Below are 25,119 nucleotides of genomic sequence, written 5' to 3'. Positions count from 1 at the left end.
ATCATGACGAAGACCAATCCCGGCAAACTTGCGGTCTGGGCCCTGGCCGCCATCGCGCTGTTCATGCTGCCGCTGCTGCTGCAGGCCACAGGCAGCAATTCCTGGGTCCGCATCGTGGACCTGGCACTGCTCTATGTGCTGCTGGCCCTGGGCCTGAACATCGTGGTTGGTTATGCCGGCCTGCTGGACCTGGGCTACATCGCGTTCTTCGCGGTCGGTGCCTATATCTACGGCCTGCTGGCGTCGCCGCACCTGGCCGAGACCTTCCCGGCCATCCAGGCGATGTTCCCCAACGGGCTGCATGTCAACATCTGGCTGGTCATGCTCCTGGCGGCCGTCGTGGCCGGCGTGGTCGGCATGCTGCTCGGAGCACCGACGCTGAAGCTGCGCGGCGACTACCTGGCCATCATCACGCTGGGGTTCGGTGAAATCATCCGCATCTTCATGCTCAACCTGGATCGCCCGGTGAACATCACCAACGGACCCAAGGGCATCGCGCAGATCGATCCGCTCACCGTATTCGGTTTCAACATGGGACAGCGCCACACGCTGACCATTGGCGACTGGAGCTACACCATTCAGCCGGTGACGCTCTATTACTACCTGTTCCTGTTCTTCGTGATCCTGTCGATCGTCCTGTCCTACCGCCTGCAGGACTCCCGCGTCGGCCGCGCCTGGATGGCCATCCGCGAAGACGAGATCGCCGCCAAGGCCATGGGCCTGAACACCCGCAACCTCAAGCTGCTGGCCTTTGGCATGGGCGCCACCTTCGGCGGCATGTCGGGTGTGTTGTTTGCCTCGTTCCAGCGTTTCGTGTCGCCCGAATCCTTCTCGCTGATGGAGTCGGTGATGGTGGTGGCGATGGTGGTGGTGGGCGGCATCGGCCACATCCCGGGCGTGATCCTGGGGGCGCTGCTGCTGGCTGGTCTGCCCGAGGTGCTGCGCCACGTGGCCGGCCCGCTGACCGAACTGACCGGTGGCCGCCTCGGCCCTGAAATCCTGCGCCAGCTGCTGATCGCCCTGGCGATGGTGGTGGTGATGCTGTTGCGTCCGAAGGGACTCTGGCCCGCGCCCGAACACGGCAAGTCGTTGGCCAAGTGAGCGAGAGGACACGAACATGAGCGAAACCATTCTCAAAGTCGCCAACGTCTCCAAGCGCTTTGGCGGTCTGCAGGCCCTCAGCGATGTGGGCATCACCATCCAGCGTGGCCAGGTCTATGGCCTGATCGGCCCCAACGGCGCCGGCAAGACCACATTTTTCAACGTGCTGACCGGCCTTTACACGCCCGACAGCGGCACCTTCGAGCTGGCCGGCAAGCCCTACACGCCGACGGCCGTGCACGAAGTGGCCAAGGCCGGCATTGCCCGCACCTTCCAGAACATCCGCCTGTTCGCTGAAATGACGGCGCTGGAGAACGTGATGGTCGGGCGCCACGTGCGCACCCACTCGGGCATCCTGGGGGCCGTGCTGCGCACCCCTGGCTTCAAGAAGGAAGAGGCAGAAATCGCCGCCCGTGCGAAGGAACTGCTCGACTACGTGGGCATCGGCAAGCTGGCCGACTACAAGTCGCGCACCCTGAGCTACGGCGACCAGCGCCGGCTGGAGATTGCGCGCGCGCTGGCGACCGACCCGCAGCTGATCGCGCTGGACGAGCCGGCTGCCGGCATGAACGCCACCGAAAAGGTGCAGCTGCGCGAGCTGATCGACCGCATCCGCAACGACAACCGCACCATCCTGCTGATTGAACACGACGTGAAGCTGGTGATGGGCCTGTGCGACCGCGTGACCGTGCTCGACTACGGCAAGCAGCTCTCGTCCGGCACGCCGGCCGAGGTGCAGAGCGATCCCAAGGTGATCGAGGCGTATCTGGGCACGGGCGGCCACTGAAAGAGAGAGCGAGAACAACATGGCAAACACACTCCTCAAAGTCAGCGGCCTGAAGGTGGCGTACGGCGGCATCAAGGCTGTCAAGGGCGTCGACCTGGAAGTGCGCGAAGGCGAACTGATTTCCCTGATCGGCTCCAACGGTGCCGGCAAGACCACCACCATGAAGGCCATCACCGGCTCTCTGGGTTTCGAAGGCGGTGACATCGAGTACCTGGGCCAGAGCATCAAGGGCCGTGGCGCCTGGGATCTGGTCAAGCAGGGTCTGGCAATGGTGCCGGAAGGCCGCGGCGTCTTCACCCGCATGACCATCACCGAGAACCTGCTGATGGGCGCCTACATCCGCACCGACAAGGCCGGCATCGAGGCCGACATCGAGCGCATGTTCGGCATCTTCCCGCGCCTGAAAGAGCGCAAGGACCAGTTGGCCGGCACCATGTCGGGCGGCGAGCAGCAGATGCTGGCGATGGCCCGCGCGCTGATGAGCCAGCCCAAGGTGCTGCTGCTGGACGAGCCGTCGATGGGTCTGTCGCCGATCATGGTGGACAAGATCTTCGAGGTGGTGCGCGACGTCTCCGCCCAGGGCGTGACCATCGTGCTGGTGGAGCAGAACGCCCAGCGCGCGCTGCAGATCGCCGACCGCGGCTATGTGATGGACTCCGGTCTGATCACCATGACGGGCGCCGGCAAGGACCTGCTGGTGGATCCGAAGGTGCGAGAGGCCTACCTCGGTCATTGACCGTTTCGCGGAAAACTACAATGACGGGTTGCGCTTTTGTGGCGCAGCCCGTTTTTATTTGTCCAACACCATGACCACCGAACACGCCCACGCCATCCCCGCCGCCGACGACAACCAGCTGATTGCGGAGCGGCGCGAGAAACTCAAAGGCCTGCGCGAGGCGCAGCAGCGCGGCGAGGGCGTGGCGTTTCCCAACGATTTCAAACCGCGCGACACGGCCGAGGCGCTGTTCGCCGCGCACGGCGAATCGAGCAAGGAAGCGCTGGAGGCGAACCCGGTGCGCGCCTGTGTCTCGGGCCGCATGATGCTCAAGCGCGTGATGGGCAAGGCCTGTTTCGCGACCATCCAGGATTCGTCGTTCGGCCCCAGCGGCGGCCGCATCCAGCTCTACCTGAACACCGACAGCGTGGGTGAAGAGAAGCTGGCCGCCTTCAAGCACTGGGACCTGGGCGACATCGTGGCGGCCGAAGGTGTGCTGATGCGCACCCGCACCGGCGAGCTGTCCATCCACGCCGACCAGATCCGCCTGATCACCAAGAGCCTGCGCCCGCTGCCCGACAAGTTCCACGGCGTGGCCGACCAGGAAATCAAGTACCGCCAGCGCTATGTGGACCTGATGACCGACGAAGGCGCCCGCAAGCGCTTCGTCACGCGCAGCAAGGCCCTGGCCAGCATCCGCGAATACATGGTCGGTCACGGCTTTCTCGAAGTCGAAACGCCCATGCTGCACCCCATCCCCGGCGGCGCCAACGCCAAGCCGTTCAAGACCCACCACAACGCGCTGGACCAGGAGATGTTCCTGCGCATCGCGCCCGAGCTGTACCTCAAACGCCTGCTGGTCGGCGGTTTCGAGCGCGTGTTCGAGATCAACCGCAACTTCCGCAACGAAGGCATCTCGGTCCGCCACAACCCCGAGTTCACCATGATGGAGTTCTACGCGGCGTACTGGAACTACCAGGACCTGATGGACTTCAACGAGCAGCTGATCCGTCATGTCGTGAAGCAAGTGCATGGCGACACGCCACTGACCTACAACGGCCAGCCGGTGGACGTGTTCTCGCCCTTCGAGCGCCTGACCATCCGCGAAGCCATCCTCAAGTACACCGACGCCGGCAATGGCGTGGACGACCCGGCCTGGCTGATCCCGGCCCTGCGCAAGCTGGGCATGAGTGAAGAGAAGCACCAGCTCTCGACCCGCTCGCTCGCCAGCCTGCAGGTGCTGTATTTCGAGGAGACGGTGGAAGAGAAGCTCTGGAACCCGACCTTCATCATGGAGCACCCGACCGAGATTTCGCCGCTGGCCCGCGCCAACGACGACCGGCCCGAGGTGACCGAGCGCTTCGAGCTCTACATCACCGGCCGCGAGTTCGGCAACGCCTTCTCCGAGCTGAACGACGCCGAGGACCAGGCCGCGCGCTTCCACGCGCAGGTCGCGGCAAAGGACGGCGGCGACGAAGAGGCGATGTACTACGACGCCGACTTCATCCGCGCGCTCGAATACGGCATGCCGCCGGCCGGTGGTTGCGGCATCGGCATCGACCGCCTGATGATGCTGCTGACCGACTCGCCCAGCATCCGCGACGTGATCCTGTTCCCGGCACTGCGCCGCGAACACTGACACCCCCGTGAGCGACCTGCAGCGCCTGGACCGCCGCGTCTGGTGGCTGTTGGGCGGGGCGCTGCTGCTGTCGCTGGCCATCACGGCCTGGGACCACTGGGGGCGCTGGCACACCCCGCGCCTGGAAGTGCGCAACTTCGTCATGCTCTGGCTCTACTGGGCGCCGCGCCTGGCGGGGCTGCCGCTGCTGGTGGGCCTGTGGCTGCGCTGGCGCATCGAGCGTGGCGCGCGCCGCTGGCGCCACCCGGTCTATGCGACTTTGGTGCTGGTGGGCCTGTGGTCGTCGTGGATCGAGCCTTACTGGATCCGCGTGCGCCACACCACCCTGTCCGGCATTCCGGCCGAAGCACAGCCGCTGAAGCTCGCGCTGGTCGCCGACATCCACTGGGGCCTGTTCTTCCGCGACCGGCAGCTGGACGATCTGGTGAGCCGCATCAACGCCATGGATGTCGACGCGGTGATCGTCGCGGGCGACTGGACGCACGAGCCGACGCAGGACCTGCGTGCGGGCTTCGCACCGCTGGCCCGTCTGCGTCATCCGGTCTGGGGCGTGCTGGGCAACCACGATGTGCAGGCGCCGGGGCCGAAACTCACCGCGCCGCTGCGCGAAGCGCTGACGCAGCACGGTGTTCGCCTGATCGAAGGGCAGGCCGTGCCCTTGAAGGGCTGGGAGCTGGTGGGCCTGGACGACCAGTGGGGTGGTCGGCCACAGCCTCAGATTGAGCGCCTCTGGCCAGGCGGCCTCAGCAACGACTCAACGCGGCGGCTGGTGGTGGTGCACCAGCCCGACACCGTGGCCCTGCTGCCGAAGGGCGCGGCGTTCCTGTCCATGGCCGGGCACACCCATGGTGGGCAGATCTGGATTCCCGGTTTTTCGCCCTGGTTCCTGCGCAAGACCAATTCCCTGCAGCCCTGGTGGAACGGGCTGTACGGCACAAGGGCCGGGCAGCTGCTGGTGACGCCCGGTGTGGGCACGATCGGCCTGCCGGCGCGGCTGGGGGTGCGGCCGACCATCGACCGCATCGATCTCGTGCGCTGAGCCCGCGGGCTCAGGCGAATTCGGCCAGCGCCTTGCGCATCTTCTTCATGGCCGCGACCTCGATCTGGCGGATGCGCTCGGCGCTCACGCCGTACTCGGCGGCCAGTTCGTGCAGCGTCATGCCGCCCGAGCCGTCGTCGTTCACCTTGAGCCAGCGCTCGGTCACGATGCGGCGCGAGCGGTCGTCCAGTTCGCCCATGGCCTGCGCGATGCCTTCGGTGGCCAGCACGTCGCGCTGGGCCGATTCGATCATCGCGGTTGGCTCGTGGTTGGCGTCGGCCAGCCAGGCGATCGGGCCGTAGGTCTCTTCGCCGTCGTCTGCCGGCGAGGGGTCGAGCACCACGTCGCCGCCGGACAGGCGGGTCTCCATCTCGCGCACTTCCTCGGGCTTGACCTTGAGGTCGCGCGCGACCACGTCGATCTCGCTGTCGGACAGGGCCTCGCGGTGGGTGTCGCCTTCGGCGGCCTCGGCGCGGAAGCCCTGCTTCATCGAGCGCAGGTTGAAGAACAGCTTTCGCTGGGCCTTGGTCGTGGCGACCTTGACCATGCGCCAGTTCTTCAGGATGTATTCGTGGATCTCGGCCTTGATCCAGTGGATCGCGTAGCTCACCAGGCGCACGCCCTGGTCGGGGTCGAAGCGCTTGACGGCCTTCATCAGGCCCACGTTGCCTTCCTGGATCAGGTCGCCGTGCGGCAGGCCGTAGCCCAGGTACTGGCGGGCGATGGACACCACCAGGCGCAGGTGCGACATCACCAGCTGGCCGGCGGCTTCCAGGTCGTTGTGGTCGCGCAGGCGGCGGGCGGCCGACTGCTCTTCTTCGAGCGTCAGCAGCGGCATGCGGTTGACGGCGGAGATGTACGCGTCCAGATTGCCCAGCGGCGGCAGCGTCAGCGAACGGTTCCACGGGCTGGCGACGGCCAGCGTGGTGGTCGGCAGGGCGGCGGGGGCGAGCAGGGTGGTGGACATGTGAAGAACCTCCTCAGTGGTCTTGCAGAAATGTTAGCACTCTCTATGAGTGAGTGCTAATTGAATGGTTCCATGACCGTGATATCCGGGGGTGGACAATCGGTTCGATTTCTTTTACTGTATATAAAAACAGTATTTGAATCCTTGCTGCCACCATGCCCACCCCGTTCATCCGCCCGTCCGGCGATCTGCCGGCCAGCCTGTCCGCCCTCGTCTGGCGCGGCGATGCGCTGGGCCGGCCGGTCACGGCCAGCTGCGCCAGCGGGTTCGGGGCGCTTGACGCAGCCTTGCCGGGCGGGGGCTGGCCCGGATTCGGGCTGACCGAACTGTTGTCGAGCCCAGCGGGTGCCCTGGAGTTCCGCCTGCTGGGGCCGGCGCTGGGCCGGGTCTGTGCCGCCGGGCGGGAGGTGGCGCTGGTCGGGCCGCCGCAGTTGCCGCATCTGCCGGGCCTGATGCCGCACGGTGTCACGGCCCGGCAGCTGGTCTGGGTGCAGGCCGGCACCCTGGTCGAGCGCCTCTGGGCCACCGAACAGCTGGTCAAGGCCGGCAGCTGCGGGGCGGTGCTGGCCTGGCTGCCCCAGGCACGGCCGGCGCAGCTGCGGCGCCTGCAGGTGCTGGCCAGTGAGCACGAAGGCCCGGTGTGGCTGTGCCGGCCGGCAGTCTCAGCGCGCGAATCGTCGGCGGCGCCCCTGCGCCTGCTGGTGCGTCCGGGTGCCGGCTGGGCCCTGGCGGTCGACGTGATCAAGCGCAAGGGCCCACCACTGGCGCACACGCTGCAGCTGCCGGCGCTGCCGGCCGGGCTGTCGGCGGTGCTGCCGCCCCGGCTGCTGGACCTGGACCTGGGCCATGGAGCCGCCGACCGTTTCCCTGTTCCTCGCGAGGCCGACCATGCTGTGGTCCGCACTCCGACTGCCGAGCACCGACGACCCGCCGTCCCCCACTGACGCGGCGCTGCAGGCGCTGGCGGTCTGGGCGCTGCAGTTCACGCCCCGTGTCGCCATCGCCGAAGAGGCCGTGTTGCTGGAGGTGGCGGCCAGCCTGCGCCTGTTCGGCGGGCGGGCGGCGCTGCGCGAACGGCTCTGGGGCGGGGCGCAGGAACTGGGGGCGGTGGCCCTGGCCTGGGCACCGAATGCCCTGGCTGCGCTGGCGCTGGCGCGCGCGGGGGTGGAGGACGGGGTGTCGCCGCCGCTGGCGCGCGCGCTGGACGCGCTGCCGATGGCGACCCTGAGCGCCGTGCGGCCGCATCTGCCGACCCTGGCGCGCATCGGCTGCCGCACGCTGGGCGATCTGCGGCGGCTGCCGCGCGCCGGCCTGGCGCGGCGGTTCGACGCGGCGCTGCTGGCGGCGCTGGACCAGGCCTACGGCCGCGCACCCGAGACGCATGTCTGGGTCACGCTGTCGCCGGTGTTCGATGCGCGGCTGGAGCTGCCGCACCGGGTCGACAACGCGGAGGCGCTGGTCTTCGGCGCGCGCCGGCTGCTGCTGCAACTGGCCGCCTGGCTGGCCGCACGGCACAGTGGCGTGACGGCCTTCACCCTGCACTGGGCGCACGACGCGATGCGCTCGCGCGGGGTGGGCGAGGGCGGGCAGCTGACCGTGCGCACGGCCGAGCCCACGCGCGAGGCCGGGCACCTCGCGCGGCTGCTGGCCGAGCACCTGTCGCACGTGTCGCTGGCCGCGCCGGTGGGTGACCTGCGGCTGACGGCCGAAGGCGTGGTGCCGCTGGCGCCGCAGAGCGCCTCGTTGCTGCCCGACGAGGCCCGCGGCCGGGAGCCGCTGGCCCAGGTGCTGGAGCGGCTGGCGGCGCGGTTGGGCGAGGACCGGGTGGTCCGGCCGCTGCTGTGCGAGGACCACCGGCCCGAGGCGATGGGCCGCTGGCAGCCGGCCGCCCAGGCGCTGCCGCGCGATGCCTGGTCGGTGGCGCCCGCCGGGCCGCAGCCATCCTTGCTGCTGGACCGGCCGCTGAAGCTGTTGGTGCGCCAGCACCGGCCGCTCTACCAGGGCGAACTGCAGCTGCTGCTCGGCCCGCAGCGCGTGGAGGGTGGCTGGTGGGACCGCGACGAGGCCACCGGCCACACCCGCCACGCGGTGCGCGACTACTGGGTCGCCCGGTCGCCGCTGGCGGGGGTGCTGTGGGTGTTCCAGACACGGCTGGCCGACGAACCGGCCTGGTATCTCCACGGTGTGTTTGCCTGAAGAGTTGCCATGTCCCTGCCCGATTACGCCGAGTTGTTGTGCTGCTCCAACTTCACGTTCCTGCGTGGCGCCAGCCACGCCGAGGAGCTGGTGCTGCGCGCCCAGGCCATGGGCTACACCGCACTGGCCGTCACCGACGAATGCTCCATGGCCGGCATCGCGCGGGCACACGTGGCCGCGAAAAAGCACGGCCTGCCGCTCATCGTGGGCAGCCAGTTCCTCGTGCGGGCCGACGGTGACCCCAGCGGTGACTTCACCCTGCTGCTGCTGGCCACGAATCTCAACGGTTACGGCAATCTCTGCGAGCTCATCACGCGGCTGCGGCGCTCGGCCGACAAAGGCACGTACCGGCTGCGCCTCGGCGATGTGAACCCCGAGATCCTGACCGACTGCCTGGCCATCGCCGTGCCGCCGCGCGGCACCACACAAGACCAGTGCAACGCCACCGCGCGCTGGTTGCTCGGCACCTTCCTGGGGCGCTGCTGGCTGGGCGTGACGCAGCTGGGCCGGCTGGACGACGCCATCCACCTGCACCGCCTGCGCGAGGCCGGCGCTCTCACGGCCGTGCCGCTGGTGGCGGTGGGCGATGTGCACATGCACGTGCGCTCGCGCAAACCGCTGCAGGATGTGCTGACCGCCATCCGCATCGGCCGGCCACTCACGGACTGCGGCTTTGCGCTCGCGCCCAACGCCGAGCAGCACCTGCGCACCCGCGTGCGGCTGGCTCAGAGCTTTCCGCCCGAGCTGCTGGCCGAAACCCTGCACATCGCCGGCTGCTGCACGAAGTGGTCACTGGACGAGCTGTGCTACCAGTACCCGGCCGAGGTGGTGCCCGAAGGCCGGACACCGGCGCAGCACCTGCGCGACCTGACCGAAGCCGGCGCCGCCGAACACTGGCCGGCGGGCGTGCCGCCCAAGGTGCGTGCGCAGATCGAACACGAGCTGGCCCTCATCACCGAGCTGGGCTACGAGCACTACTTCCTCACCGTGCACGACATCGTGGCCTTCGCGCGTTCGCAGGGCATCCTCTGCCAGGGCCGCGGCTCGGCGGCCAACAGCGCGGTCTGCTACTGCCTGGGCGTGACAGCGGTGGACCCCGCGCGCTCCTCGCTGCTGTTCGAGCGCTTCCTGTCCAGAGAGCGCAACGAGCCGCCCGACATCGACGTGGACTTCGAACACGAGCGGCGCGAAGAGGTCATCCAGTACCTCTACAGAAAGTACGGGCGCGACCGCGCCGCGCTGACGGCCACCGTCATCAGCTACCGCCCGCGCAGCACGGTGCGCGACGTGGGCAAGGCCCTGGGCTTTGACGACGAGCTGCTGGAGCGGCTGGCGCGCGACCACCGCTGGTGGGACGAGGACGGCCTGGCCGACACGCGGCTGCGCGAGGCCGGGCTGGACCCGGACAGCCTGGCGGCGCGCCAGTTCGTCACCCTGGTCAAGCAGTTGCTGGGCTTCCCGCGCCACCTCTCGCAGCACACCGGCGGCTTTGTGCTCACCAGCGGACCGCTGGCGCGGCTGGTGCCGATCGAGAACGCGTCCATGCCCGACCGCACGGTGATCCAGTGGGACAAGGACGACCTGGATGCCATGAGGCTGCTCAAGGTCGACGTGCTGGCGCTGGGCATGCTCACGGCCATCCGCAAGTCGCTGGACTTCATCGGCCAGCGCCGTGGACGGCCCATGCCGATGCACACCATCCCCGACGGGGACGAGGCCACCTACGACATGATCTGCGCCGCCGACACCGTGGGCGTGTTCCAGATCGAAAGCCGCGCGCAGATGGCCATGCTGCCGCGCCTGCGGCCACGCAAGTTCTACGACCTGGTGGTCGAGGTCGCGCTGGTGCGGCCCGGCCCGATCCAGGGCGGGGCGGTGCATCCGTATCTGCGGCGGCGCCAGGGCAAGGAAGACGTCGATTACCCCAAGGGCCTGGAGGCCGCGCTGGAACGCACGCTGGGCGTGCCGGTGTTCCAGGAGCAGTGCATGCAGATCGCCATGATCGCGGCCGACTTCACCCCCGGCGAGGCCGACGGCCTGCGCCGCGCCATGGGCGCCTGGCGGCGCACCGGCGGCCTGGGGGCCTACGAACACCGGCTGATCGACGGCATGACGCGCAACGACTACCCGCTCGAATTCGCGCAGCGCGTGGTCGAACAGGTCAAGGGCTTCTCCAGCTACGGCTTCCCAGAAAGCCACGCGGTCAGCTTTGCGCTGCTGGTCTACGACAGCTGCTGGATCAAGCGCCACCACCCGGCCGAGTTCCTGGCCGCCATGCTCAACAGCCAGCCGCTGGGCTTCTACACCCCCAGCCAGCTGGTGCAGGACGCGCAGCGCCACGGCGTGGTGGTGCGACCGGTGGACGTGGGCCACAGCGACTGGGACTGCACGCTCGAAGACATGCCCGCGCCCGAGGCACCGGGCCACCCGGTGGTGCGGCTGGGGCTTCGGCTGGTGAGCGGACTGTCCAAAGAAGAGGCCTTGCGCATCAGCGCCGCCCGCGCCGAACGGCCCTTCACCAGCACCGAGGATCTGGCCCTGCGCGCGCAACTCGACCGCCAGACCCTGCAGCAACTGGCCGCCGCCGACGCGCTGCAGAGCCTGGCCGGCCACCGCCGCCAGCAGGTCTGGGACGCCTCCGCGCTGCAGGCGGCGCCCGCCATCCTGCGCCGCGCGCCGGTCAACGAGGCCACGCTTGCACTCGACGAAGCGCCCGAAGGCGAGGCCATCGTCTGGGACTACGCGAGCACCAGCCTGACCCTGCGCCGGCACCCGCTGGCCCTGCTGCGCGAGCGGCTGCAAAAGCGCCGCTTCATGACCGCCGAACAACTGAAGGCCGCGCCCGACGGCCGCCTGGTGCGCGCCTGCGGCATCGTCACCTGCCGCCAGCAGCCGGGCACCTCGCAAGGTGTGGTCTTCGTGACGCTGGAGGACGAGACCGGTACGGTGCAGGTCATCGTCTGGCGCGCGCTGCGCGAGCGCCAGCGCGCCGAGCTCACCGGCTCACGCCTGCTGGCTGTGCACGGCGTCTGGCAGCGCGAAGGGGAGGTCTGCAACCTGATCGCCGGCCGGCTGGAAAACCTCAACCCGCTGCTGGGCCGGCTGGCGCCGGGGAGCCGGGATTTTCACTAGGGGCCGGCAGCTCGATCTCCCCATAGTGCAGCCGCAGCCGCCCGCCGGCTTCCAGCGCCTTGAGCGCCTTGTTGATGCTCTGGCGGCTCACGCCCAGCATTTGGGCCAGCAGCTCCTGCGACAGGCGGATGCGCCGGCGCGGCGCGTCGCGGCTGCCGTAGCCGCGGGCCACCAGCTGCAGCCGGCGCCACACGCGCTCTTCCAGCGGCAGCTGGGCCAGCTCTTCCACCGCGATGAACAGCACACGCAGCTTGCGGCAGGCCAGCCGAGCCAGTTCGCGCCACATCGCCGGGTGGGTGTCCAGCCAGGCCAGCAGCGCCTCTCGCGGCACCACCAGCACTTGGGTGGGACCGTCGGCCACGGCGTCGTGGGTGCGCGGGCGACCGTCGATGAGCGAGATCTCGCCGAACCATTGGTAGGGCTCCAGGTAGGCGAGCAAGGCGTTGTGGCCCTCGGCGTTGAGGGCGCCAATGCGCAACGCGCCCGCGACCACGGCACACAGGCCGTCGGCTTCGCCGCCACGCGCGAAAAGCGGTTCACCGGGCACCAGGTGGCGCATGCGGGCCAGGCGCAGCAACTCGGCCTGCAGCGCCGGGTCGCAGGCGCTGAACCATTCATCGCTGGCCAGGGCAGTGTGCAGGCCGGGCGGGGCCGGGGTGGATGCGGGCATGGCGGCTAGGGGTTTGCCCGCAAGACGGTGCGGTGCCGGCAGGGTTTGTCGAAATTTTGACAGACGCCCTGGCGCCGTACCGCCATCCTTGCCGCTTTCACGGCTGCCACGACAAGGAGACACGCATGGACACCGCCACCCGCCAGCTGATCGAGTACGCGCGCTACCACCGCGACCCGCGCAACATCGCGACCCACTTTGTCGGCATCCCGCTGATCGCCTTCGGCATCGCGGTGATGCTGGCGCGCGTGCCGCTGGGCGGGGCCGATGCCCTGCTGCCGGGCGCGCACTGGCTGGTCTGGGCGCTGACAGGCGTCTGGTACTTGAGGCAAGGGCGCTGGTCGCTGACGGTGCCCACCCTCGCGGTGCTGGGGGCGATGGTGGCGCTGGCCGATCCCCTCGCTGAGGCGGACATGCCCTCCTGGCTCGCCTGGGGGCTGGGCAGCTTTGTGGTCGGCTGGGTGTTCCAGGCGGTCGGGCATGTGTGGGAAGGCCGCAAACCGGCCTTTTTCGACGACCTGCGCGGCCTGCTCGTGGGCCCGATGTTCCTGGTGGCCGAGGTGCAGATGGCGGTGGGTTTGCAGCGCGACGTGCGCGCGGCGGTGATCGCCGGCGCCGGCCCGATGCGCGTTGTCAATCGCCCAACAGCCGCCGAGTGATGAAGGTCCAGTGCGCCTCGCTCACCGGCGTGATCGAGAGCCGGCTGCCGCGCTGCAGCACCACCATCTCGGCCAGCTCGGGCGTGGCGCGCAGCTCGGGCAGACCGATCAGCCGGGTCTTCTTCAGCGCCTGCACATCCCGCAGCAGCCAGCGCGGCTTGTCGGGTGAGGACTTGGTGTCGAAGTAGGGCGAGGCCGGGTCGAACTGCGTCGGGTCAGGCTTGATTTCCGAGGCCACGCGCGCCAGGCCCACGATGCCCGGTTCGGCGCAGCTGGAGTGGTAGAACAGCACGCCGTCGCCTATGCGCATCGCGTCGCGCATGAAGTTGCGCGCCTGGTAGTTGCGCACGCCGGTCCAGGGCACGGAGGCGCCGGGCGCGGCCAGGGCGTCGTCGATCGAGCACTCCTCGGGCTCGGACTTCATCAGCCAGTACTGGGTGTTCATGGCGCCATGTTAGCGGGGGGTATCTCGCAGTGGACGCGACTTGCGTGCAAATCACGGTAGCCTCGGGGGCTTCATGACCGCATCCGCCACTCCCACCGCTCCCCACCGCCTGCTGATCGCCAACCTGCTGGCTCAGCTTGCCTTCGGCCTGTTGGCCATGACCATCTGCCTGCCGTCGATGCAGGAATGGGGTGCGATTTTCGGCTCCAGCCAGGCGGCGGTGCAGCTGACCTTCAGCGGCTACGTCGTCACCTACGGCTCGCTGCAGCTGGTCTACGGCCCGCTGTCGGATCGGCTGGGCCGCAAGCGCATCCTGATGATCGGCCTGGTCATCGCCTTCGCCGGCTCGGTGATGGCGGTCTTCGCGCCCGACCTGCCGACCCTGGTGCTGGCGCGGCTGCTGCAGGGCGCGGGCAGTGCGGCCTGCATGGTGATTGGCCGGGCGCTGGTGCAGGACCTGTTCGCCGGGCCCGAGCGCACGCGCGTGATGGCCTACGTGGGCATGGCCATGGGCCTGTGTCCCCCGCTGGCCACCATCATCGGCGGGCAACTGCATGTGCGCCTGGGCTGGCAGTCGAACTTCGTCGTCATGGCGGTGCTCGCCGTGCTGCTGTTCATTGCGGCCTGGCGCGGCCTGCCCGAGCACCAGAGCGGCACCGGCGTGCAGCCGCACTGGCTCAAGGCCATGCTCTCGTCCTACGCACAGCTGGCGCGCGAACCTTCGTTCGGGCTGCACGTGTTGCTGCTGGCCATGACCACCGCCACCTTTTACGCCTTCCTCGGTGGCGCGCCCATCGTGCTGGGCAGCTATGGCGTCAAGCCCGACGGCATCGGCTTCTACATCATGGCAATCCCGGGTTCCTACATCCTGGGCAACTACCTGACCACGCACCTGTCGCACCGTATCAGCGAACGCCGCATCATGCGGCTTGGACAGATCCTCACGGTCGGCGGGGTGGCGCTGATGCTGCTGCTGGCGCTGATGGGGCTGAACACACCGCTGGCGTTTGCGCTGCCGCTGGTGCTGCTGGGCATCGGCCACGGCCTGCTGGTGCCGCCGGCGCTGGCCGGCACGGTGGGCTTGCTGCCGGCGCTGGCAGGGTCGGCCGCCGCCGTGGCCGGCCTGTCGCAGCAGCTCATGGGCGCGGTCGGTGGGTTTGCCGTCGGCCTGTTCCACCACGAGGGCGCGGTCAACCTGGGCTGGCTGATGCTGGGCCTGGCGCTGTGCGGTGCCGCCGCGCAGTGGCGCCTGCACCGCGGCCAGCAGCCGCCACCTCCGCAGCGCCTCGGGTGACATGACCGGGCCGGCGCTGCGGAGACAATGGCGTCTGTTTGTCTGTTCCCCGATGGAGCTTCTGCCTTGCCTCTGCCGCCGCCCGTTGCCCGCACCCCCATGCACACCCGCCGTGTCGAGTACCGCGGCTTCCGCCGCGACGACGGCCTGTGGGATGTCGAGGGCGAGATGCTCGACACCAAGCCGCACGCCTTCGAGATCGAGGGCGAGGGGGAATGGGCACCCCACGAGCCGATCCACCACATGAGCATCCGGGTCACGGTCGACGAGGCCATGGTGATCCGTGATGTGCAGGTCAGCATGGATGCCCATCCGCACGACCCCTGCCCGCAGGCCATGCCGCCGATGCAGGGCCTGATCGGCGAGACGCTGGGCAAGGGCTGGCGCAAGACCATTGAACGCCACCTGGGTGGCACCATCGGCTGCACCCACCTGCGCGAGCTGCTGTTCAATCTGGCCACTGCGGCCTTCCAGACCCGCTCGTCCTCGTTTGCGCCTGCGGGCGACGGACGTCCGCCCATGCACCTGGGCCAGTGCAAGGCCTGGGCCTTCGACGGACCGGTGGTCGAGAAGGTCTACCCCATGTTCTTCCGCTGGCAGCCACCACCGAAAGCCGCCGGCTGATCCGCATGGCCATCGAGATCCACTTCGACGCGGTCGACTGCGCGCCAATCGACTCCGCCACCGTGATGGTGCTGCGCGATGGCGCGCGCGGCCTGGAGGTGCTGATGGTGCGCCGCCACGGGGATTCGGGCGTGCTGGGTGGCGTACACGTGTTCCCGGGTGGCAAGCTGGACGCGCAGGACAGCGAGGCGGCGCTGCCGGGCCTGGACCACGACGCCGGCTGGTTTGCACAGGCGCTGGCCGAGCCCGGTCTGGCGCCGGTGGTGGCGCGCGGCCTGTTCGCCTCGGCGCTGCGCGAGACCCGCGAGGAATGCGCGCTGGCGCTGCCTGCGGATTCGTTGTGGCCCTGGTCACGCTGGATCACGCCACGCCAGCCGTCGGTGACCCGCAAGCGCTTCGACACCCGCTTCTTCGTTGCCGTCGCGCCGCCGGACCAGGAGGCGGTGCACGACGACTTCGAGGCCACCGACGTGGTGTGGGTGCCTCCGGCCGAAGGCTTGCGGCGCTACTGGGCCGGCGAGATCGACCTGGCGCCGCCGCAGATCATGAGCCTGGTGCAGCTGGTGCGCATCCGGGATGTGGTCGGGGCGCTCGACCTGGCTCGCCAGCGCCCGCCGGCCCTGATCGAGCCGCAGCCGTTCGACGACCACGGCGAGCGCGTGATCTGCTACCCGGGTGATCCCGCGCACCCGGTGCGCGAGCCCGCCTGGATCGGGCCGACACGGCTGCGCTACCGCAACCGGCGCTTCGAGCCAGAGGGCGGTCTGGCGGCCCTGCTGGGGGACTGAACAACGCTCAGAAACGACAACGCCCACTCGGAGGTGGGCGCTGAAGTGGAACGAATTCCTGGCGGAGAAGGAGGGATTCGAACCCTCGGTACAGGAGAACCTGTACGCCGGATTTCGAATCCGGTGCATTCGACCACTCTGCCACCTCTCCGCGGTCAAGCCCTGCATTCTAGCAGCAGCTTGGGTGTCGCTTTTTCCGCGACTCACCGGCCCGGGCGCGGTGCGACAATGCCACCCACCCAGAGCGCATCACATGCTTGTCGACACCCAGCCCGCCACCTACCAGCACGTACCGGCCACCGCCGAGGTGCGAGACCAGTGGGTGAATTCACGGTTGATTGCCGTGCTCATGGACAACGTGATGCCCACCCTCGGGGCCGCCCTCATGGCCATTCCCCTGGTGGTCTTCATGCTGTGGAACGAGGTCAACCTGTTCGTGCTCCTGGGCTGGGTGATCGCGCTGCTCTTCATGATCGGGTTCCGCTACCGCATGCTGGGCGTCTACCGCCTCAAGTTTGACATTCAGGAAGGCTCGCGGCGCAAGACCTTCATCAGGCGCTACCAGTGGTCCTGGGTGGCCATCGCCTTCCTCTGGGCCAGTGTCGTGCCAATGAGCTACGGACGATCGGGTGTCGGGGTGCAGTTCATCTGCGGGATGCTGGTGATGGGCCAGGGACTGATTTCGCTGGTTTCGTTCAGCCCCTACCTGCCTGTGTTCCGCGTCTACGCCAACACCGTGGTGCTGGTGGTTGCGGGCGCTCTGGTCGCGGCGCCTTTCACGGTGTCCCAGCAGTCGCCCAACGCGATGCCCATTGACACCAGCGCGGGTCTGCTGGTCTTGCTGGTGCTGTTCTGGTGGTTGCTGATGTCTGCCGGCAAACGCCTCAACGAGGTCTACCGTTCCAGTTTCGAGCTCCAGTTTTCAAACCAGGAGCTGATCGACTCCCTGACGCAGCAAACCCGGGCTTCCCTGCGCGCCGTGGCAACCAAGAACCGCTTCCTGGCCTCTGCCGCACACGACCTTCGCCAGCCGGTGCATGCGCTCAGCCTGTACGCCGACTGGCTGGCCACCGAGCCGGAGATGGCGCGCGACATCTCACCGCGCATCCTGCAGTCCACCCGGGCGATCAACGAGCTGTTCGACTCGCTGTTCGACCTCACGCGCATCGATGCAGGCAACTACAAGGTGCGGCTCCAGCACGTGGATGTCCAGCAATTGTTCGCCGATCTGTCGCTGCAATTCGCACCGGTGGCTGCGGGCAAGTCGATCCGGTTGCGCACCCACACCCGTCCTGCCGTGATCTGGGCCGATCCTGTGGTGCTGCGGCGCATCCTGGGCAACCTGCTGTCCAATGCCCTCAAGCACACGAGCAAGGGGGGCGTGTTGCTGGGCCTGCGCTACCGCGAGGACATGCTGTTGTTCGAGGTGTGGGACACCGGTGTGGGCATCGCCCGCGAGCACCAGCAGGCCATCTTCCAGGAGTTCTTCCGGGTTTCGCAGCACCATGGCACCGAGGACAGCCTGGGCCTGGGGCTCACCATCGTCTCCAAGCTGGCGACCATGATGGGCTACCAGCTGGCCCTTTCCTCCGAGGCCAACCGGGGCAGCGTGTTCCGGGTGATGATCCCGCTCTACACCCAGCAGCAGGGTGTGCCGGACGTGCCGACCTGAATCACATGTCAAGGAGGCCCGCGGTGCGGGCGAGGTGGCTGGCCTGCGAGCGGCTCTTGACGTTCAGGCGGCGGAACAGGCGCCACAGGTGCACCTTGACCGTGTGCTCGCTGATCTGCAGCTGCTCGGCGATGTCGCGGTTGGACAGACCCCGGTCGAGCATGACCAGCAACTGTTTCTGGCGCTTGGAGAGCTTCTCGGGAATCGTCGGAGCGTTCTCGTCTTCCGGCTCATCGGCCAGGAATTCGCGCAGCACGCGGCCGATCTGCGCCGCTCCGGCCGACTTTTCCACATAGGCGTCGGCGCCGGCTTCGCGGGCCAGGTCCTCGTAGTCGGAAGCCGGGGAAGCCGACAGCACGATGAGCGAGGTGTCGGGCAGCATCTGGCGGATTTCCCGCACACCCGACACACCATGGGTGTCGGGCAGCTTGAGGTCCAGGCACACCAGTTCGGGCTCGCCGTGTTCGGCGATGGCACGGCTGACGGTCGCCAGACGCTCCAGTTCAATCACCTGGGTCGAGGTCCGCAGGCGGCGAAGCAGCATGACGACGGCCTCGCGCATCAGGGGATGGTCGTCAATGACAAAGATACTCATGGCAAATGCTGTAGGAATAGGTGCTTCGAGGGTCCAGCATATAGATATCGACGGTACTTGGCGATACCAATTTGCGCCCCGTTGCAGTCCTTGTTTTTAGTTTTCCCCGGCTCAAGGCGCTGTACGTGGAACTCCAGTCCTCATATTGCATTGTCTCACCGGGGTCATTTCATGGGGAAAGACGAGGGCTGAATGGGCGGCCAAACCCGGACTCAGGTCACGGTTGCCGCGAAATACTGCAGGGCCGAGGCGACCTCGGAGGAACTCCCGGTCACCGACAGCCGGTCCTGAAGAGCCCCAAGTGCGGCCTCTCCCTGCGATTGCAACTGCCGGATGGCGTCCGCCGCGTCCCGCGGAGCCGGGAACCCGGCGCTCTGGATCAGCAGTTTGCCTTGTGCGTCGACCAGCTTGAAATAGAACTGTCCGTCTTTTTCGCGGTACTGCTTGAAGGCTGGCGCAGCCGCCTTGGTCGCCTTGGTGGTCGATTCGCTGGGCAAATCAGCCAGCGAGCGCAGGCCCACCGCGTGGCGCAGCCGGGCGGTGAATGGCGTCGCGATGGCACGGGCCTTCTCGGCACCCGCCTTGAGGGTCTTCTCAATCTGTGCCGGGTTCTGGATGAGGGCGTCGTAGACCTCGCGCATCGGCGCGATCTCGCGCTCCAGCCGGTCGAACAGCACCTGCTTGGCTTCCCCCCAGGCGACGCCGTCGGCGTAGGCCTGGGCGAGGGCCGCGGTTTCTTCGGCGCTGGCGAAGGCCTGGTAGAGCTGGAACAGGGCCGAGCCTGCTGTGTCCTTGGGCTCGCCTGGCGCCCGCGAGTCGGTCAGGATGCCCATGATGAGCTTGCGCAACTGCTCCTTCGGGGCGAACAGCGGAATCGTGTTGTCGTAGCTCTTGCTCATCTTGCGGCCGTCCAGGCCGGGCAGCAGGGCCACATGGTCCTCGGTCACCGCTTCTGGCAGCGTGAAGTGCTCGCCATAGAGGTGGTTGAAGCTGGAGGCGATGTCACGCGCCATCTCGATGTGCTGGATCTGGTCGCGGCCCACCGGCACCTGGTGGGCGTTGAACATCAGGATGTCGGCCGCCATCAGCACCGGGTACATGAACAGGCCGGCGGTCACGCCCGCATCCGGGTCCTCGCCGGCGGCGTGGTTCTTGTCGACCGAAGCCTTGTAGGCATGGGCGCGGTTGAGCAGACCCTTGCCCGTGACACAGGTCAGCAGCCAGGTCAGCTCCGGAATCTCGGGGATGTCGGACTGGCGGTAAAAGGTCACCTTCTCGGGGTCCAGGCCGCAGGCCAGCCAGGTAGCCGCGATCTCCAGCGTGGAGCGCTGCACGCGTTCCGGGTCGCCGCCAGTTTTGATGAGCGCGTGGTAGTCGGCCAGGAAGTAGAAATTCTGGGTGTCGGGCAGGCGGCTGGCGCGCACGGTGGGGCGCACGGCGCCGACGTAGTTGCCCAGATGGGGGGTGCCGGACGTGGTGATGCCGGTCAGGACGCGTTGGAGGCTCATGGACAGTCGGGGAAAAAATCAGAACAGCAGGGCGCGCACGGGGGTCAGCAGCAGCTCAATCAGCGAGTTGGTCAAACCCATCAGCGGGTACATCCAGAGCGAGCCGATCACGCCCATGATGACCAGACCCATCACGATGAAGAATCCCCAGGGTTCGATGCGCGAGACCATCACGGCCTGCTTCCAGGGCAGCAGGCCGACCAGGATGCGGCCACCGTCCAGGGGAGGCACTGGAAACAGGTTGAAGGCGAACATCACCAGGTTCACCAGCACGCCAGCGCGACCCATCTCCAGAAAAAACCGCTCGTCCACACCTGAGAAGATCATCAGGTACAGCGCCAGAGTCCAGCCGATGGCCTGCGCCAGGTTGGCGCCTGGCCCGGCCAGCGCCACCCAGACCATGTCCCGCTTGGGGTTCCTCAGACGCCCGAACTGCACCGGCACCGGCTTGGCGTAGCCGAACAGGAAGGCCCCGGAGGTCGCGAAATACAGCACCAGTGGCATGAGGATCGTGCCGATCGGGTCGATGTGCTTGACCGGGTTGAGCGTGATGCGGCCCAGCTTCCAGGCGGTGTCGTCGCCGAAGTGCCGGGCGGCGTAGCCGTGGGCCGCCTCGTGCACCGTGATGGCGAACAGCACGGGCAGGGCGTAGATGGCGACGGTTTGAACGATCTGCGCGAAATCCATCGGCCTATTGTCCCAGACCCAGGGCCTGCAGCGGCCCGCGGCCCTCGCGCACCACCTCGGGCTCGCCGCCGGTGCCCATGGAGGTGAGGTCGACCACGGTGGTGGGTTCCAGGGCGCAGGCGCCCGCATCGATCACGCCGTCGATCTCACGTTCGAAGCGCTCGCGGATCTCGCCGGCGTCGTTCATCGGGTCGCTTTCGCCCGGTGCGATCAGCGTGGTGGCCAGCAGCGGGGCGTTGTGCAGGTCCAGCAGCGCCAGCAGGGCAGCGTGCTGCGGCACACGCAGCCCGATGGTCTTGCGCGAGGGGTGGCTCACCCGCCGGGGCACCTCCTTGCTGGCTTCGAGGATGAAGGTGTAGGGCCCCGGCGTGGCCAGCTTCAGCAGCCGGTACTGCCGGTTGTCAACCTTGGCGTAGCTGGAGAGCTGGCTCAGGTCGCGGCAGAGCAGCGTCAGGTGGTGCTTGTCGTCGACCTGGCGGATGCGGCGCAGCCGGTCGGCCGCGGCCTTGTCGTCCAGGTGGCAGGCCAAGGCGTAGCTGGAGTCGGTCGGCACGGCGAGCACGCCGCCCCGTTCAAGCAATTGCACCGCCTGCTTGAGCAGTCGCGGCTGTGGGTTGTCGGGGTGGACTTCAAAGAACTGGGACATGACGCGATTGTGCGCTGGACAGAGCGCGGTTTCAGCCTTGCGGTGGCAGCCAGGCCAAGCCCACAACGGCGCGATGGCCGTGGGCAACCGGAAGCGCAGCCGTCACTGGATGCGCGATTCGAGCAGGGACCAGACCGGCGTGACGCCGCCCGGCAGGTCGGGCAGCTTGCCCAGGTCGGTGTGGCTTTCGTCGGGGCTGTGGAAGTCGCTGCCGCGCGAGGCCAGCAGATCGAACTCGCTGCAGAACTCGGCGTATTTCACATAGTCGGCCTGGCTGTGGGCGCCAGTGACCACCTCGACACCACGGCCCCCGTGCGTGCGGAACTCGTTGAACAGCGCGAATTCTTCGTTGGCGGTGAACTTGTAGCGGGCGGGATGAGCGATCACTGCGACACCACCGGCGCCGGTGATCCACTTCACCGCATCACCCAGGTTGGCCCAACGGTGCGGCACGAACCCGGGCTTGCCCTCTGCCAGGTACTTGCGGAACACGGCGTTGGTGTCGGGGCAATGGCCTGACTCGACGATATAGCGGGCGAAGTGGCTGCGCGAGATCAGGTCGGGGTTGCCGACGTATTTCATCGCGCCTTCGAAGGCGCCGGGAATGCCCGCGCGCGCCAGCTCCACACCCATCTGCCGGGCGCGTTCCTCGCGGCCGCCACGGGTCTGGCGCAGCCCGTTGACCAGCGCCCGATCGGTGGGATCGAAGCCCAGCCCGACGATGTGCACCGTGACGTTGGCGAACGTGACCGAGATTTCGGTGCCGGTGAGGTAGGGCAGACCCACCTGCCGGGCCGCCGCTGCCGCGCGCTCCTGACCGCCGACCTCGTCGTGGTCGGTCAGCGCCCAGAGTTCGACGCCATTGGTCTTGGCCCGGGGCGCGAGCTCCTCGGGCATGAGCGTGCCATCCGAGACAACGGAGTGGCAGTGCAGGTCGGCGTTGGTCAAATGGGTCACCTATTCATTTTAGTGGCCGCCCTCTGCCCCCGCTGTCGTCGCGGGGATGGCCTCAGCCGGTGTTCCGCAGACCGGCTGCGATGCCGTTGATCGAGAGGTGGATACCCCGGCGCACCTTCTCATCCTCGTTGTCCAGATCACCCGACCGGTGGCGTTGTACCAGTTCGACCTGCAGGTGGTGCAGCGGGTCGATGTAGGGGAAGCGGTGGCGCACCGAGCGCTGCAGGGCTTCGTTGTTGGCCAGGCGCTGCTTCTCGCCGGTGATCAGCGTCAGGGCTTCGGCCGTGCGGTGCCATTCGGCCTCGATGGCGTCGAACACCTTCTTGCGCAGCTTCTTGTCCTCGACCAGCTCGGCGTAGCGCGTGGCCAAGGCCAGGTCGCTCTTGGCCATCACCATGTCCATGTTGGACAGCAGGGTGCTGAAGAAGGGCCATTGCTTGAACATCTTCTGCAGCAGCTCCTTGCGCTGGGTCTGGCCCTTGGCGCCGCCGGCCTTGAGGAAAGCCTGGACCGCCGAACCGAAGCCGTACCAGCCGGGCAGCGTCAGGCGGCACTGGCCCCAGCTGAAGCCCCAGGGGATGGCCCGCAGGTCTTCGATCTTCTGCGTCGCCTTGCGCGAAGCGGGGCGCGAGCCGATGTTGAGTTCGGCGATTTCGCGGATCGGTGTCGCGGCGAAGAAGTACTCGGGGAAGCGCGGCGTGTCGTAAACCAGCGCGCGGTAGGCCTTCATGCTCGCGATGGACAGCTCGGCGGCGGCGTCCAGGAAGGCCTTGGGCGCATTGCGCGTGGGCTGCAGCAGCGTGGCCTCCAGCGTGGCAGCGACCAGGGTTTCGAGGTTGCGCCGGCCGATCTCGGGGTTGGCGTATTTCGAGCCGATGACCTCGCCCTGTTCGGTCAGACGGATCTGGCCGCGCACCGTGCCCGGTGGCTGGGCCAGGATGGCCTGGTAGCTCGGACCGCCGCCACGGCCCACGGTGCCGCCGCGGCCGTGGAACATGCGCAGACCGATGGTCTTCTCGGCCCCCGCGTTGAGGTGGTCGAACAGCTCGACCAGCGCGATCTCAGCACGGTAGAGCTCCCAGTTGCTGGTGAAGATGCCGCCGTCCTTGTTGCTGTCGGAGTAGCCGAGCATGATGTCCTGCTCGCCATAGCCGTCGGCCGCGCCGCGCAGCACCATCTCGCGCACGCCCGGCAGTGCGTAGTACTCGCGCATGATGGGTGCGGCGTTGCGCAGGTCTTCGATGGTCTCGAACAGCGGCACGACGATCAGTTCGGCCACCGCGTTTTCGGACAGCAGGCCGTGGACCAGTCCGACTTCTTTCTGCAGCAGCAGGACTTCGAGCAGGTCGCTGACTGTTTCGGTGTGGCTGATGATGGCGTGTCGGATCGCCGCATTGCCGTAGCGCTGTCGTGCCAGGCGCGCGGTTTCGAAGATGGCCAGCTCGCTCTGCGCGTGGGCCGAGTAGTCGACGCCAGGCACCCGCAGCGGCCGCGCGTCGTTGAGCTGTTTCAGCAGCAGGGTGCGTTTGGCGTTTTCGTCGAGGGCGCTGTAGTCCGGCTCGATGCGGGCCGTGGCCAGCAGTTCGGCCACCACCTCTTCGTGTTTGTCCGAGCTCTGGCGGAGGTCCACCGTGGCGAGGTGAAAACCGAACACCTCCACCGCACGGATCAGCGGCCGCAGGCGGCCGCGCACCAGGTGGGCGCCGTGGTGCGCCAGCAGCGAGGCTTCGATGGTGCGCAGGTCGGCCAGCAGCTCTTCGGGGCCGCTGTAGGGGTCCTGCGGTGCGATGGCATGCCGTGCCGCTTCGCCGCCGGTGAGCGTCTGCAGGGTGGCGGCCAGACGGGCGTACATGCCGGTGAGGGCTCGGCGGTAGGGTTCGTCCTGGCGGTGGGCGTTGCGGTCGGGCGAGCGCTCGGCCAGCGCCTGCATCGCGGGCGAGACCTGCGTGAGGATGGCCGACACAGACAGCTCGGCGCCGAGCAGGTGGATCTGGGTCAGGTGGTGGCGCAGCACCATCTCGCACTGGCTGCGCAGGGCGAGGTCCAGTGTGGGGGCGGTGACGTTGGGGTTGCCATCGCGGTCACCGCCGATCCACTGACCCATGCGCAGGAAGGGCGCGAGGCCCTCGGCCGCGGCCTCGCCGAGCCCCTCTTCGAGGTCGCGGTAGATGCGTGGGATCTCGCTCAGGAACGTGGCCTGGTAGTAGCTCAGCGCGTTCTCGATCTCGTCGGCCACAGTGAGCTTGGTGTAGCGCAGCAGTCGTGTCTGCCACAGCTGGGTGACGCGGGCGCGCAGCTGCAGCTCGTTGTCGGCCAGTTCGCGCGGCAGCAGGTGGTCGCGCTCGGCCAGCAGGCGGGCGATGTCGCGCTCGGCGTCCAGGATGCTCTTGCGCTGCACCTCGGTGGGGTGGGCTGTGAGCACGGGGGAAATGTGCGCTTCGGCCAGGGTCTGCACGATCTGCGGCGGCGCGATGCCGGCCTTGTGCAGACGTTGCAGGGTCATGGCCAGGCTGCCGGGCTGCACATCGCCTGCGCGCTCGTGGATGGCGCGGCGGCGGATGTGGTGGCGGTCCTCGGCCAGGTTGGCCAGGTGGCTGAAGTAGGTGAAGGCGCGGATCACGCTGACCGTCTGCTGGCCCGACAGACCCTTGAGCAGCTTCTTGAGCGTCTTGTCGGCCGATTCGTCGGCGTGCCGGCGAAACGCCACCGAGAGCTGGCGGATCAGCTCGATCAGTTCGAACATCGCCTTTCCCTCCTGTTCCCGGATCACATCACCCAGGATGCGGCCCAGCAGGCGAATGTCTTCGACCAGGGGCAGGTCCTTGTCGGCGCTGGCACGGCTGCGGGATGCGGGGGCTGCTTTGCGGGCGGGGGAGGGGCTCATGCGGGGTGGTGGCGAGGGGATGCCGAGAGAGGTATTGCTGAAAATTTGGGCAGGGGGCATGCTAGCATCCAAAGCTCCCCGCACCGTTACCAACGGGGTACGAAAACGCCGGTT

The 25,119-nt window shown here is 68.0% G+C and carries 22 protein-coding genes and 1 tRNA gene; 13 read left to right on the top strand and 10 right to left on the bottom strand.

Annotated elements, in window-relative coordinates; genetic code table 11:
- The first annotated feature begins 3 nt into the window (after positions 1-3).
- From BC358_RS08620 to BC358_RS08600, 5 genes are all read left to right on the top strand, one after another.
- Positions 4-1,101: a branched-chain amino acid ABC transporter permease gene (locus tag BC358_RS08620; RefSeq protein ID WP_079365490.1), complete on the top strand. Its 1,098-nt coding sequence runs from the start codon at positions 4-6 to the stop codon at positions 1,099-1,101.
- Between the two features lie 16 nt (positions 1,102-1,117).
- Entirely contained in the window at positions 1,118-1,888 is a 771-nt protein-coding gene (locus tag BC358_RS08615; RefSeq protein ID WP_066153250.1) for an ABC transporter ATP-binding protein, read from the top strand.
- A 19-nt stretch (positions 1,889-1,907) separates the two neighbouring features.
- Complete coding sequence (locus BC358_RS08610) at positions 1,908-2,624, top strand: ABC transporter ATP-binding protein (RefSeq protein ID WP_066153253.1); 717 nt, start codon at positions 1,908-1,910, stop codon at positions 2,622-2,624.
- 70 nt (positions 2,625-2,694) lie between these two features.
- Positions 2,695-4,242, top strand: a complete 1,548-nt coding sequence (lysS, locus tag BC358_RS08605) for a lysine--tRNA ligase (RefSeq protein ID WP_079365489.1) — start codon at positions 2,695-2,697, stop codon at positions 4,240-4,242.
- Positions 4,243-4,249: 7 nt separating this feature from the next.
- On the top strand, positions 4,250-5,281 hold the full coding sequence (locus tag BC358_RS08600; RefSeq protein ID WP_079365488.1) for a metallophosphoesterase: 1,032 nt from the start codon (positions 4,250-4,252) through the stop codon (positions 5,279-5,281).
- A 10-nt stretch (positions 5,282-5,291) separates the two neighbouring features.
- On the opposite strand, the gene rpoH is transcribed toward BC358_RS08600, so the two are convergent.
- Positions 5,292-6,248, bottom strand: a complete 957-nt coding sequence (rpoH, locus tag BC358_RS08595) for an RNA polymerase sigma factor RpoH (RefSeq protein ID WP_066153259.1) — start codon at positions 6,246-6,248, stop codon at positions 5,292-5,294.
- A 155-nt stretch (positions 6,249-6,403) separates the two neighbouring features.
- Here rpoH and imuA point away from each other — a divergent pair, with 155 nt between their 5' ends.
- Genes imuA through BC358_RS08580 form a run of 3 tightly spaced genes read left to right on the top strand, consistent with a single transcriptional unit; the run spans position 6,404 to position 11,576 of the window.
- Entirely contained in the window at positions 6,404-7,192 is a 789-nt protein-coding gene (gene imuA / locus BC358_RS08590) for a translesion DNA synthesis-associated protein ImuA (protein WP_079365487.1), read from the top strand.
- Positions 7,137-8,444 (top strand): DNA polymerase, encoded by a 1,308-nt coding sequence (locus tag BC358_RS08585; RefSeq protein WP_079365486.1) that lies wholly within the window; start codon positions 7,137-7,139, stop codon positions 8,442-8,444. The genes imuA and BC358_RS08585 overlap by 56 nt, the downstream gene beginning before the upstream one ends.
- A gap of 9 nt (positions 8,445-8,453) precedes the next feature.
- Positions 8,454-11,576 carry an error-prone DNA polymerase gene (locus tag BC358_RS08580; protein WP_079365485.1) on the top strand — a complete coding sequence of 1,041 codons (3,123 nt, stop codon included), beginning with the start codon at positions 8,454-8,456 and terminating at the stop codon, positions 11,574-11,576.
- On the opposite strand, the gene BC358_RS08575 is transcribed toward BC358_RS08580, so the two are convergent.
- The gene (locus BC358_RS08575; protein WP_066153272.1) at positions 11,527-12,246 is read right to left on the bottom strand and encodes a Crp/Fnr family transcriptional regulator; all 720 of its coding nucleotides are present in this window, start codon (positions 12,244-12,246) and stop codon (positions 11,527-11,529) included. The genes BC358_RS08580 and BC358_RS08575 overlap by 50 nt on opposite strands.
- Positions 12,247-12,371: 125 nt before the next feature.
- Here BC358_RS08575 and BC358_RS08570 point away from each other — a divergent pair, with 125 nt between their 5' ends.
- Positions 12,372-12,905, top strand: coding sequence for a DUF962 domain-containing protein (locus tag BC358_RS08570; RefSeq protein ID WP_079365484.1), 534 nt, complete (start codon positions 12,372-12,374; stop codon positions 12,903-12,905).
- Here BC358_RS08570 and BC358_RS08565 read toward each other — a convergent pair.
- Positions 12,880-13,350 carry an EVE domain-containing protein gene (locus BC358_RS08565; RefSeq protein WP_079365483.1) on the bottom strand — a complete coding sequence of 157 codons (471 nt, stop codon included), beginning with the start codon at positions 13,348-13,350 and terminating at the stop codon, positions 12,880-12,882. The genes BC358_RS08570 and BC358_RS08565 overlap by 26 nt on opposite strands.
- A 73-nt stretch (positions 13,351-13,423) precedes the next feature.
- Between BC358_RS08565 and BC358_RS08560 the strand changes: the two genes are divergently transcribed.
- The 3 genes from BC358_RS08560 (at position 13,424) to BC358_RS08550 (ending at position 16,056) form a co-directional block, all read left to right on the top strand.
- Positions 13,424-14,644, top strand: coding sequence for a multidrug effflux MFS transporter (locus BC358_RS08560; protein ID WP_079365482.1), 1,221 nt, complete (start codon positions 13,424-13,426; stop codon positions 14,642-14,644).
- A gap of 99 nt (positions 14,645-14,743) precedes the next feature.
- Positions 14,744-15,268, top strand: a complete 525-nt coding sequence (locus tag BC358_RS08555; protein WP_256861451.1) for a DUF2889 domain-containing protein — start codon at positions 14,744-14,746, stop codon at positions 15,266-15,268.
- 5 nt (positions 15,269-15,273) lie between these two features.
- Positions 15,274-16,056 (top strand): hypothetical protein, encoded by a 783-nt coding sequence (locus BC358_RS08550; RefSeq protein WP_079365480.1) that lies wholly within the window; start codon positions 15,274-15,276, stop codon positions 16,054-16,056.
- A 59-nt stretch (positions 16,057-16,115) separates the two neighbouring features.
- Here BC358_RS08550 and BC358_RS08545 read toward each other — a convergent pair.
- Positions 16,116-16,207, bottom strand: a tRNA-Ser gene (locus BC358_RS08545).
- Positions 16,208-16,309: 102 nt separating this feature from the next.
- Between BC358_RS08545 and BC358_RS08540 the strand changes: the two genes are divergently transcribed.
- Positions 16,310-17,728, top strand: a complete 1,419-nt coding sequence (locus BC358_RS08540) for a HAMP domain-containing sensor histidine kinase (RefSeq protein WP_079365479.1) — start codon at positions 16,310-16,312, stop codon at positions 17,726-17,728.
- 1 nt (position 17,729) lies between these two features.
- Here the strand turns inward: BC358_RS08540 and BC358_RS08535 are convergent, their stop codons facing one another.
- From BC358_RS08535 to ppc, 6 genes are all read right to left on the bottom strand, one after another.
- Positions 17,730-18,323, bottom strand: coding sequence for a LuxR C-terminal-related transcriptional regulator (locus BC358_RS08535; protein ID WP_079365478.1), 594 nt, complete (start codon positions 18,321-18,323; stop codon positions 17,730-17,732).
- A gap of 212 nt (positions 18,324-18,535) precedes the next feature.
- Positions 18,536-19,831 carry a tryptophan--tRNA ligase gene (locus BC358_RS08530; protein WP_079365477.1) on the bottom strand — a complete coding sequence of 432 codons (1,296 nt, stop codon included), beginning with the start codon at positions 19,829-19,831 and terminating at the stop codon, positions 18,536-18,538.
- Positions 19,832-19,849: 18 nt separating this feature from the next.
- Complete coding sequence (locus BC358_RS08525; protein ID WP_079365476.1) at positions 19,850-20,518, bottom strand: site-2 protease family protein; 669 nt, start codon at positions 20,516-20,518, stop codon at positions 19,850-19,852.
- 4 nt (positions 20,519-20,522) lie between these two features.
- Positions 20,523-21,164, bottom strand: a complete 642-nt coding sequence (locus BC358_RS08520; protein WP_079365475.1) for an L-threonylcarbamoyladenylate synthase — start codon at positions 21,162-21,164, stop codon at positions 20,523-20,525.
- Positions 21,165-21,266: 102 nt separating this feature from the next.
- Positions 21,267-22,121: a 3',5'-nucleoside bisphosphate phosphatase gene (locus tag BC358_RS08515; RefSeq protein ID WP_066153302.1), complete on the bottom strand. Its 855-nt coding sequence runs from the start codon at positions 22,119-22,121 to the stop codon at positions 21,267-21,269.
- A gap of 52 nt (positions 22,122-22,173) precedes the next feature.
- Positions 22,174-25,005, bottom strand: a complete 2,832-nt coding sequence (gene ppc / locus BC358_RS08510) for a phosphoenolpyruvate carboxylase (protein ID WP_079365474.1) — start codon at positions 25,003-25,005, stop codon at positions 22,174-22,176.
- Between the last annotated feature and the right edge of the window lie 114 nt (positions 25,006-25,119).

This window comes from Hydrogenophaga sp. H7, from assembly GCF_002025745.1.
Classification (GTDB): Bacteria; Pseudomonadota; Gammaproteobacteria; order Burkholderiales; family Burkholderiaceae_C; genus Hydrogenophaga; species Hydrogenophaga pseudoflava.
Note: the sequence above shows the minus strand (reverse complement) of the source record. Positions and strands in the feature narration are given on the sequence as shown.